This is a genomic window from Streptomyces sp. SM1, from assembly GCF_002910825.1.
GTDB lineage: Bacteria > Actinomycetota > Actinomycetes > Streptomycetales > Streptomycetaceae > Streptomyces > Streptomyces okerensis.
Genome location: NZ_NEUB01000035.1, coordinates 1 through 10,751 on the forward strand (window position 1 = coordinate 1; position 10,751 = coordinate 10,751).

Consider the following 10,751-nt stretch of genomic DNA (forward strand, 5'->3'; position numbering starts at 1 on the left):
GGAGGAGCGCACCGGCGGCCGGGGTGCGCTGAACTTCCTGGAGGAGACCGAGGCCGAGGACATCGCCGCCGACACCCTCAGCCGGCGTGCCGTCCGCCCCGACGCGGTCCGCCTGATGACCGCGCACCGCTCCAAGGGGCTGGAGTGGCGCCTGGTCGTGGTGGCCGGTGTCCAGGAGGGACTGTGGCCGGACCTGCGCCGCCGCGGCTCCCTGCTGGAGGCCGACCGCATCGGCCGTGACGGACTCGCCGAGCCCCTCACCCCCGGCGCGCTGCTCGCCGAGGAGCGCCGCCTCTTCTACGTCGCCGCCACGCGCGCGCGTGAGCGACTCGTCGTGACGGCCGTGAAGGCCCCCGCCGACGACGGTGACCAGCCCTCCCGTTTCCTCACCGAACTCGGCGTCGAACCCAAGGACGTCACCGGACGGCCCCGCCGCCCGCTGTCCGTCGCCGCGCTCGTCGCGGAACTGCGCGCCACCACCGTCGACCCCCGGGTCTCGGACACCCTCCGTCAGGCCGCAGCCCGGCGGCTGGCCCGGCTCGCCGCGCTCGCCGACGAGGACGGCCGCCCCCTGGTGCCGTCCGCGCACCCCTACCGCTGGTGGGGCATGTTCGAACCGACGGAGAGCAAGGTCCCGCTGCGGAGCCGCGACCAGCCGGTCGTGCTCTCCGGCAGCGCCCTCGACCAACTGGCCAACACCTGCGCCCTGCAGTGGTTCCTGGGCCGCGAGGTGAAGGCGGACGCCCCCGCGACCGCCGCCCAGGGCTTCGGCAACGTGGTGCACGTGCTGGCCGACGAGGTCGCCTCCGGGCACACCCCGGCCGATCTGGCCGTCCTCATGGAGCGCCTCGACTCCGTGTGGAACGCGCTCGCCTTCGACGCGCCGTGGAAGTCGGCGCAGGAGAAGGAGAGCGCGCGCGTGGCGCTCGAACGCTTCCTGAAGTGGCACGTCATGGACCGCACCGGACGCACCCCGGTCGCCAGTGAGCACGACTTCGACGTCACCCTCGAAGCGGGCGAGTACGAGGTGCGCATCCGCGGCCAGATGGACCGCGTCGAAACCGACGGCGAGGGGCGCGCGTACGTCGTCGACTTCAAGACCGGCAAAGGGGCGCCCAGCGCCAAGGAGGTCGAGCGCCACCCCCAGCTCGCCGTCTACCAGCTCGCCGTCGGTGAGGGCGCCGTCGACGAGGTCTTCGACGGAGCGCGTCCCGAACCGGGCGGCGCCGAACTCGTCCAGCTGCGCCAGGGCGCGGCCCAACGGGACGGTGGCGAGACCCTGCCCAAGGTGCAGGCCCAGGAGCCGCCGGAGGGCGAGTGGGTCGGCGATCTGCTGGCCACGGCCGCCGGGAAGGTCCTCGACGAACGGTTCACCCCGACCGCGGGCCAGCACTGCACCCACTGCGCGTTCCGTGCGTCGTGCAGCGCCCGGCCCGAGGGCCGGCACGTCGTCGAGTGACGGACGTGACGCATCGCACCACCCCTTCCGAGCTGCGGTTACTCACTCGCTGAGGGCTCGGCCGGCCTCCGGTGTCAGTGTCCGCCGTTAGATTCTCCGTGTGCCCGACCTCATCACCGATCCCGATCAGCTCAAGGAGCTCCTCGGCATCCCGTTCACCCCGGAGCAGACGGCCTGCATCATCGCGCCGCCCGCCCCGCAGGTGATCGTGGCCGGAGCGGGATCGGGCAAGACGACGGTGATGGCGGCCCGCGTGGTGTGGCTGGTCGGCACCGGCCAGGTCGCCCCCGAACAGGTACTCGGCCTCACCTTCACCAACAAGGCCGCCGGTGAACTCGCCGAGCGCGTCCGCAAGGCGCTGATCAAGGCCGGCGTCACCGACCCCGACCCCCTTGACCCGGACAACCCCCCGGGCGAGCCGGTGATCTCCACGTACCACGCCTTCGCGGGCCGTCTGCTGACCGACCACGGACTGCGCATCGGTCTCGAACCGACCTCCCGGCTGCTCGCCGACGCCACCCGCTACCAGCTCGCCGCGCGTGTCCTGCGCGAGGCCCCCGGCCCCTACCCGGCGCTCACCCGCTCCTTCCCCGACCTGGTCGGCGACCTCCTCACCCTCGACGGCGAGCTCGCCGAGCACCTCGTACGTCCCGAGGACCTGCGTGCCCACGACGCCGAGCTGCTGCGCACCCTGGAGCACGCCAGGCTCACCAACGCCGATCTGCGCAAGGTGCCCGAGGCGGCCGCCGCGCGGCGCGAACTGGCCGAGCTGGTGCTGCTCTACCGGGCGGCCAAACGGGAACGCGACCTGCTGGACTTCGGCGACCAGATCGCCCTGTCCGCGCGGCTCGCCGCCGTCCCCGAGGTGGGCCGCATCCTGCGCGACGAGTTCCGCGTGGTCCTCCTCGACGAGTACCAGGACACCTCGGTCGCCCAGCGCGTCCTGCTCGCCGGACTCTTCGGCGGCGGCACCGGCCACCCGGTGACCGCGGTCGGCGACCCCTGCCAGGCCATCTACGGCTGGCGCGGCGCCTCCGTCGCCAACCTCGACGACTTCCCCGACCACTTCGCCCACGCCGACGGCCGCCCCGCCACCCGTCAGTCGCTCAGCGAGAACCGCCGCAGCGGCGGCCGCCTGCTCGACCTCGCCAACGGCCTCGCCGAGCCCCTGCGCGCCCTGCACGCGGGCGTGGAGGCCCTCCGCCCCGCCCCCGGCGCCGAACGCGACGGCACCGTCCGCTGCGCGCTGCTGCCCACCCACGCGGAGGAGATCGACTGGATCGCCGACTCCCTCGCCCACCTCGTGAACACGGGCAAGGCGCCCGGCGAGATCGCCGTACTGTGCCGCACGGCGACGGACTTCGCCGAGATCCAGGGCGCCCTCGTCGCCCGGGACGTCCCCGTCGAGGTGGTCGGCCTGTCCGGGCTGCTGCACCTGCCCGAGATCGCCGATCTGGTCGCCGTCTGTGAGGTCCTCCAGGACCCCGGGGCCAACGCCTCCCTCGTACGGTTGCTGACCGGCCCCCGCTGGCGCATCGGACCCCGCGACCTCGCCCTGCTGGGGCGCCGCGCACGGCTGCTCGTCTCCCACGCGCGCGTGGAGGGTGACGACAACCCCGACCGGCGGCTCGCCGAAGCCGTGGAGGGCGTCGACCCGGCCGAGGTGATCTCCCTTGCCGACGCCCTCGACACCTTCCTGGAGACACCGCTCGACGGCCACGGCGACGACGACCGTCTGCCCTTCTCACCCGACGCGCGCGTGCGCTTCGCCCGGCTGGCCGCCGAACTGCGCGATCTGCGCCGCTCCCTCGCCGACCCCCTCATGGACGTCCTGCACCGCGTCCTCGCCGTCACCGGCCTGGAGGTCGAACTGTCGGCGTCCCCGCACGCCCTGGCCGCCCGCAGGCGCGAAACCCTCTCCAACTTCCTCGACGTCGCCGCCTCCTTCGCCGCCGGCGACGGCGAGGCCTCCCTGCTCGCCTTCCTCGGCTTCCTGCGCACGGCGGCCCAGTACGAGAAGGGCCTCGACAACGCGCTTCCCGGCGGCGAGAACACCGTCAAGGTGCTCACCGCGCACAAGTCCAAGGGCCTCGAATGGGACGTCGTGGCCGTCCCCGGACTGGTCACCGGGAGCTTCCCCAGCGGCCGGGGCCGGGAGAAGTGGACCGCGCAGGGCAAGGTGCTGCCCCACGCACTGCGTGGCGACGCCGACACCCTGCCCGACGTCCCCTCCTGGGACTCGCGCGGCCTGAAGGCCTTCCACCAGGACATGAACGACCACCAGTACACCGAGGAGCTCCGCCTCGGCTACGTGACCTTCACCCGCCCCCGCTCCCTGCTGCTCGGCTCCGGCCACTGGTGGGGCCCCAGCCAGAAGAAGCCGCGCGGCCCTTCCGCGTTCCTCCAGTCCCTCCACGACCACTGCGCCGCCGGACACGGCGAGATCGAGGCGTGGGCGGAGGAGCCCGCCGAGAACGAGGAGAACCCGGCCCTGCACCGGGCCGGCGACGACCACGTGTGGCCGCTGCCCCTGGACGACGACGCCCTCGCCCGCCGGCGCGCGGCCGCCGAGACCGTCCTCGCCCACCTGGACGGCCTCGCCGCCCACCCGGACGGCCTCGCCACGGCCGTACACGACCCGGACACCCACGACGACCCGGACTGGCCGCCACCGCCGGACGACGACGAACTCTTCCCCGAGGAGGGCGCCTTTCCCGGGGAGGGCCCCTTGCTCGGCGAAGACCCCTTCGCGGACGCCGGGCCGGGCGACGCGAACGGTCCAGGCGACATCGGCGATCCGAACGGCCCGGGCGGCCCCGCCGGCCAGGACGACTGGGACTCCTGGACCACCGACCGCCCCACCGTCCCGCACCAGGCGACAGCTCCCGAAGCGGCCACGAGCCCCCGCGCGGAGCGGCGTCAGCCCCTCCGCGCGCCGGAAGGACACCCCCTCACCCCCGAGGAAGCCCGCACGCTCGCATCCTGGGACCGCGACCTCGACGCGCTCACCGGAGAGCTCCTGCGCACCCGCGCGGCCGTCACCGATGTCCCGCTCCCCGCCTCACTGACCACGTCCCAGCTGCTCCGGCTGGCCGAGGATCCCGACGGATTCGCACAGGAACTGGCCCGCCCCATGCCCCGCCCGCCGCAGCCCGCGGCCCGCCGCGGCACCCGCTTCCACGCCTGGGTCGAGGCACGCTTCGAGGCGCTGACCCTGCCCATGCTCGACCCGGACGAGCTGCCCGGCAGTGACGCGGAGATCGACGACGAGCGCGATCTGGAGGCCCTCAAGGAGGCCTTCGAACACACCGAGTACGCCCACCGAACGCCGTACCGCGTGGAGGCGCCCTTCCAGCTGACGATCGCCGGCCGCGTCGTCCGCGGCCGCATCGACGCCGTGTACAAGGAGGAGGGCGAACACGGGACGACGTACGAGATCGTCGACTGGAAGACCGGCCGCGGCCGTACCGCCGACCCGCTCCAGCTCGCCGTCTACCGTCTCGCCTGGGCCGAACAGCATGAGGTCCCGGCGGAAAGCGTCACAGCCGCCTTCGTGTACGTACGCACCGGCGACGTCGTCCGGCCCGGCGCCCTGCCCGGACGCGCCGCGCTGGAGCGGCTGCTGCTCGGGGAACCGCCCGGTGAGATACCGCACTCCTGGGACACCCCCGCGGGCCGATAGGCTCGAGACCATGAGCCACCCCGTTGACAGTGCCGTCAGCGCCGTCCGTACATACATCGAGCACCACCGCGCCGCCTTCCTCGACGACCTCGCGGAGTGGCTGCGCATCCCCTCCGTCTCCGCCCGGCCCGACCACGCGCCCGACGTGCGCCGCAGCGCCGACTGGCTCGCCGCGAAGCTCAGGGGGACCGGATTCCCCACCGCCGAGGTCTGGCACACCCCCGGCGCCCCGGCCGTCTTCGCCGAGTGGCCCTCCGCCGACCCCGACGCCCCCACCGTGCTGGTCTACGGCCACCACGACGTGCAGCCCGCCGCCCGCGAGGACGGCTGGGACACCGAGCCCTTCGAACCCGTCGTCCGCGGCAACCGCCTCCACGCGCGCGGTGCCGCCGACGACAAAGGGCAGGTCCTCTTCCACACCCTCGGCGTCCGCGCCCACCTCGCAGCCACCGGCCGCACCACCCCGGCCGTCCACCTGAAGCTGCTCGTCGAGGGCGAGGAGGAATCCGGGTCCCCGCACTTCCGGGACCTCGTCGAACAGCACGCGGACCGGCTCACCGCCGACGCCGTGATCGTCTCCGACACCGGCATGTGGTCCGAGGACACCCCGACGGTGTGCACCGGCATGCGCGGACTCGCCGAGTGCGAGATCCGGCTGTACGGCCCCGACCAGGACATCCACTCCGGCTCCTTCGGCGGCGCGGTCCCCAACCCGGCCACCGCCGTCGCCCGCCTGGTGGCGGCCCTGCACGACGAGCAGGCGCGGGTGTCGATCCCCGGCTTCTACGACGGAGTCGTCGAACTCACCGACCGGGAACGCGAACTCTTCGCCGCACTCCCCTTCGACGAAGAGCAGTGGCTGCGCACCGCCAAGTCGCACGGCACCCGGGGCGAGGCCGGATACAGCACCCTGGAACGCGTCTGGGCCCGCCCCACCGCGGAGGTCAACGGCATCGGCGGCGGCTACCAGGGCCCCGGAAGCAAGACGATCGTCCCGTCCTCCGCCATGGTGAAGCTCTCCTTCCGGCTCGTCGCCGGACAGGACCCCGAGCACGTGGCGCGCGCCGTCCGCGACTGGGTGCCCGGGCAGCTCCCCGACGGCATCCGCCACGAGATCACCTTCAGCCCCGCCACCCGCCCCTGCCTGACCCCGCTGGACCACCCCGCCCTGCGGTCCGTGGTCCGTGCGATGGGCCGTGCCTTCGGCACACCCGTCCTGTTCACCCGCGAGGGAGGCTCAGGACCGGCCGCCGACCTCCAGGACGTCCTCGGCGCACCGGTGCTCTTCCTCGGCATCTCCGTCCCGTCCGACGGCTGGCACGCCCCGAACGAGAAGGTCGAACTGGACCTGCTGCTCAAGGGCGTCGAGACCAGCGCCTACCTGTGGGGCGACCTCGCCGAGCACTGGCGGCACGCCCCCTGACCGCCCCACGCCGTCCGAACCCGACGCCCGCGCGGGACGCCCCGGAACGGCCCGCCGCCCCCGCGCGGCGCCGGCCCCGCCCCTCCCGCCGTACGTCCCGCCGAACCGCCCGCCGACCCAATCCGTTCCACCGGGGGAGTTGGAAGCACTCGTGACCACCTGGACCGACCACACCGCCGACCGCCCCGTCTCGCTCACCGCACCCAGCGGCATCGACCGCGCGGCCCACCACCGGCTCGACGAGGCATGGCTCGCGGCGGCCTGGAGCCATCCCTCGACCCGCTGCTTCGTGGTCTCCGGCGGCCAGGTCCTCGTCGACGAGACGGCGGACGGGAGCACCGAACTCGTCATGACCCCGACCTTCGAGGCCCCGGTCACCGAGGCACACCGTTACTTCCTGGGGTCCGACGAGGACGGCGTCAGCTACTTCGCCCTCCAGAAGGACTCCCTGCCCGGCCGCATGGACGACTCCGCCCGCCCGGCGGGCCTGCGCGAAGCGGGCCTGCTCCTGTCCCCGCGACAGGCGGGTCTGATGGTGCACGCCGTCGCCCTGGAGAACTGGCAGCGACTGCACCGCTTCTGCTCCCGCTGCGGCGAGCGCACCGTCATCGCCGCCGCCGGCCACATCCGCCGCTGCCCCGCCTGCGGCGCCGAACACTACCCCCGCACCGACCCCGCGGTGATCATGGCCGTCATCGACGACCACGACCGCATCCTCCTCGGCCGCCAGGTCCACTGGCCCGAGGGGCGCTTCTCCACGCTCGCCGGATTCGTCGAGCCGGGCGAGTCCATCGAACAGTCCGTGCGCCGCGAGGTCCACGAGGAGGTCGGCATCGGCGTCGGCGAGGTCGAGTATGTCGCCAGCCAGCCCTGGCCCTTCCCGTCCAGCCTCATGCTGGGCTTCACCGCCCGCGCCACCACGACCGAGATCGACGTGGACGGCGAAGAGATCCACGAGGCCCGCTGGTTCTCCCGCGACGAGCTGCGCGCCGCCTTCGAGTCCGGCGAGGTGCTCCCGCCGTACGGCATCTCCATCGCGGCCCGCCTGATCGAACGCTGGTACGGCAAGGACCTGCCCGCCCGCAACACCTTCTGAACCGGCACGCCCCGCTGCGGACCGCTCGGACACCGGCCTTCGCGGCCGCGGTCGTCCGGCACGGAAGCGGTGGCCGTCGGCCATGTCGGACCCGGGTGCGACACTGCGGTCCATGTCTCTCGCCGATCTCACACTCGACCGGTGGCGGTCCTTCGAACTGTCCACCGCGCGCCGCGTCGCCGAGGAGGCCGCTCGTTCGGTGGACGGCCGGGTGACCCTCGTGGAGACCACGGAGCACCTCGGCGCCCCGCTGCATCGTGTCCGGATCGAGCGGAACGGGCAGGAGTTCGCTCTGATACCCGCAGGGCCGGTGTCCCTCGGCTTCGACCTGGACGACTGGCGCCCGACCCCGCAGCAGACCGCCGACTGCGCCGGGGCCCTCAAACGGGGCTTCGGCTACGGCCCCGACCTGCGGGCGCACCTCGCGCAGGTGCTCAGCCCGCCCCGGAGTGTCGTCCTGGCCACCGTGCTCATGGCTGTGGAGGACGAGAACCTGACCGCGCTGCCCGGTGACATGCCGGCCGTTCTCGCGGCCCGCGGCCTGCGGATGCCGAGCTCCGACGAGTGGGAGCACGCTTGCGGAGCCGGTGCGGGAACCCTGTTCCGGTGGGGGAACGACTGCCCTCTCGATCGCGTTCCCTACGGTGACCGCACAGGCCCCCAGAACCGGCTGAACGCCTTCGGCCTGCGCATCGCCTACGACACCTACCGCACGGAGCTGACGAGCGATGTCACGTCGGTCCACGGCGGAGACGGTGGCGAGGCGGTGTGCGGCGGCTACGGCCACCTGCTCGCATGGCTGCCCCTGGCCACGGCCCATCGCAACCCGGCCATGGCCGGGTTCGTGTACGGCCCGGAGGGTGAGGATCTCTACGAGTCCTCCTCCACCCGGCCCGTCCTCACCCTCTGAACGGCACACGAAACCCCGGCCGGCGTCGGGCCGGTCGGGGGCTGGGTCGTGCGCGAGGTCAGGCGCCGAGCGCCTGCTTCACCTGAGCGAGGCTCGGGTTCGTCATGACGACCTCGGGGCCGTCGCCGGCGGGGAGCACGAGAACGGTCGGAACCGTCTGGTTCCCGCCGTTCGCCTTTTCCACGAACGCCGCGGACTCAGGGTCGTGCTCGATGTTGATCTCGGTGTACGCGATGCCCTCACGGTCCATCTGGCTCTTCAGCCGGCGGCAGTAACCGCACCACGTGGTGCTGTACATCGTCACAATGCCCTGCATGCCTCTCGGCTCCTTCGGCGGCTCGGGGAAGTCCTCGTCGAGGAGGGAACGTACGTAAGAGCGCCGGCATTCCCACGTGACGCCTGCCGCATTGGTACGACCGCGAGGCCTTCCCTGTGGACAACCGGCTCACCTGTCTCCGGCGACCTGGCAGCATGGCTGTGTGACAGCAGCAACGCACTCCCCCCTCTTCCCGCAGGTACCGGACTCGGCCGACGCGGTGCTCGAAGGGCTCGACCCCGAGCAGCGGGCCGTGGCCACCGCCCTGCACGGTCCGGTGTGCGTGCTGGCGGGCGCGGGTACGGGCAAGACCCGGGCGATCACCCACCGGATCGCCTACGGGGTGCGCGCCGGGATCCTCCAGCCCTCCAGCGTGCTCGCCGTCACCTTCACCAACCGGGCCGCCGGGGAGATGCGGGGCCGGCTGCGACAGCTCGGTGCCGTCGGTGTCCAGGCCCGCACCTTCCACTCCGCGGCGCTGCGCCAGCTCCAGTACTTCTGGCCGAAAGCGATCGGTGGTTCCCTGCCCCGGCTGGTCGACCGCAAGATCCAGCTGGTCGCCGACGCCGCCGCCGCCTGCCGGATCCGGCTCGACCGGGGCGAGCTGCGGGACGTCACCGCCGAGATCGAATGGTCCAAGGTCACCCAGACCGTCCCGGCGGACTACGCGGCCGCTGCCGCGAAGACCGGCCGGGAGACACCCCGCGATCCCGCGGAGATCGCCCAGCTCTACTCCGCCTACGAGGACCTCAAGCGCGAGCGCGCCGTCATCGACTTCGAGGACGTGCTGCTGCTGACCGTCGCCGTCCTGCAGGACCGGCACGACATCGCCGACCAGGTCCGCGCCCAGTACCAGCACTTCGTCGTCGACGAGTACCAGGACGTCAGCCCCCTCCAGCAGCGCCTGCTGGAGCTGTGGCTCGGCGACCGGGAGAGCCTGTGCGTGGTCGGCGACGCCAGCCAGACGATCTACTCGTTCACGGGAGCAACCCCCGACCACCTGCTCGACTTCCGCACGCGCCATCCCGGTGCCACGGTCGTCAAGCTCGTCCGCGACTACCGGTCGACCCCCCAGGTCGTCCGTCTGGCGAACGGACTGCTCGCCCAGGCCCGCGGCCGGGCCGCCGATCACCGGCTGGAGCTCGTCTCCCAGCGGGCCGCGGGGACCGAGCCGGTCTTCACCGAGTACCCCGACGAGCCCGCGGAGGCCGAAGGCGCCGCGCGCCGCATCCGGGAGCTGATCGACGCGGGCGTACCGGCCGGCGAGATCGCCGTCCTGTTCCGGACGAACTCCCAGTCCGAGACCTACGAACAGGCCCTCGCGGACGTCGGGGTGCCCTACCAGCTGCGCGGGGCCGAGCGGTTCTTCGACCGCCCCGAGGTGCGCAGAGCGATCGTCGCGCTGCGCGCCGCGGCCCGCTTCGGCCGCAACGACGCGCTCCTCGACGACGCCCCCGACCTGCCCTCCCAGGTGCGCGCCGTGCTCTCGGGCGAGGGCTGGACGACGCAGCCCCCGGCGGGCTCCGGCGCGGTCCGGGAGCGCTGGGAGTCACTGGCCGCCCTGGTACACCTGGCCCAGGACTTCGCCGCCGCCAGAGCCGACGCCACGCTCGCCGACCTCGTCTCCGAACTCGACGAGCGGGCGGGCGCCCAGCACGCCCCCACCGTGCAGGGCGTCACCCTCGCCTCGCTGCACTCGGCCAAGGGGCTGGAGTGGGACGCCGTCTTCCTGGTGGGTGTCGCCGAGGGAATGATGCCCATCACCTACGCAAAGACGGACGAGCAGATAGAGGAGGAGCGCCGCCTCCTCTATGTCGGTGTCACCCGGGCCCGTGAGCGCCTCCATATCTCCTGGGCCCTCTCCC

General features: G+C 73.1%; 7 protein-coding genes. 6 read left to right on the plus strand and 1 reads right to left on the minus strand.

Translation table 11 applies throughout. The annotated features are described in order from the left end of the window. From B9S61_RS00690 to B9S61_RS00710, 5 genes are all read left to right on the plus strand, one after another. A partial coding sequence (locus B9S61_RS00690; RefSeq protein ID WP_146064664.1) for a PD-(D/E)XK nuclease family protein occupies positions 1–1,459 on the plus strand: 1,459 nt, incomplete at its 5' end. A gap of 100 nt (positions 1,460–1,559) precedes the next feature. Continuing rightward, the gene (locus B9S61_RS00695; protein ID WP_103540426.1) at positions 1,560–5,141 is read left to right on the plus strand and encodes an ATP-dependent DNA helicase; all 3,582 of its coding nucleotides are present in this window, start codon (positions 1,560–1,562) and stop codon (positions 5,139–5,141) included. A gap of 10 nt (positions 5,142–5,151) precedes the next feature. Further along, positions 5,152–6,564, plus strand: coding sequence for a dipeptidase (locus tag B9S61_RS00700; protein WP_103540427.1), 1,413 nt, complete (start codon positions 5,152–5,154; stop codon positions 6,562–6,564). Between the two features lie 151 nt (positions 6,565–6,715). After that, the gene (nudC, locus tag B9S61_RS00705; RefSeq protein ID WP_103540428.1) at positions 6,716–7,660 is read left to right on the plus strand and encodes an NAD(+) diphosphatase; all 945 of its coding nucleotides are present in this window, start codon (positions 6,716–6,718) and stop codon (positions 7,658–7,660) included. Between the two features lie 112 nt (positions 7,661–7,772). After that, complete coding sequence (locus tag B9S61_RS00710; protein WP_103540430.1) at positions 7,773–8,570, plus strand: hypothetical protein; 798 nt, start codon at positions 7,773–7,775, stop codon at positions 8,568–8,570. 58 nt (positions 8,571–8,628) lie between these two features. Here B9S61_RS00710 and B9S61_RS00715 read toward each other — a convergent pair whose 3' ends face one another. Further along, positions 8,629–8,886, minus strand: a complete 258-nt coding sequence (locus B9S61_RS00715) for a glutaredoxin domain-containing protein (protein ID WP_103540429.1) — start codon at positions 8,884–8,886, stop codon at positions 8,629–8,631. A 163-nt stretch (positions 8,887–9,049) separates the two neighbouring features. On the opposite strand from B9S61_RS00715, the gene B9S61_RS00720 reads away from it, so the two are divergent. Beyond that, a partial coding sequence (locus B9S61_RS00720) for an ATP-dependent helicase (RefSeq protein WP_258039487.1) occupies positions 9,050–10,751 on the plus strand: 1,702 nt, incomplete at its 3' end.

Coding starts and splice junctions, on each gene's coding strand:
- B9S61_RS00700 (WP_103540427.1), top strand. CDS start 5,152: ATGAGCCACCCCGTTGACAGTGCCGTCAGCGCCGTCCGTACATACATC.
- B9S61_RS00710 (WP_103540430.1), top strand. CDS start 7,773: ATGTCTCTCGCCGATCTCACACTCGACCGGTGGCGGTCCTTCGAACTG.
- B9S61_RS00715 (WP_103540429.1), bottom strand. CDS start 8,886: ATGCAGGGCATTGTGACGATGTACAGCACCACGTGGTGCGGTTACTGC.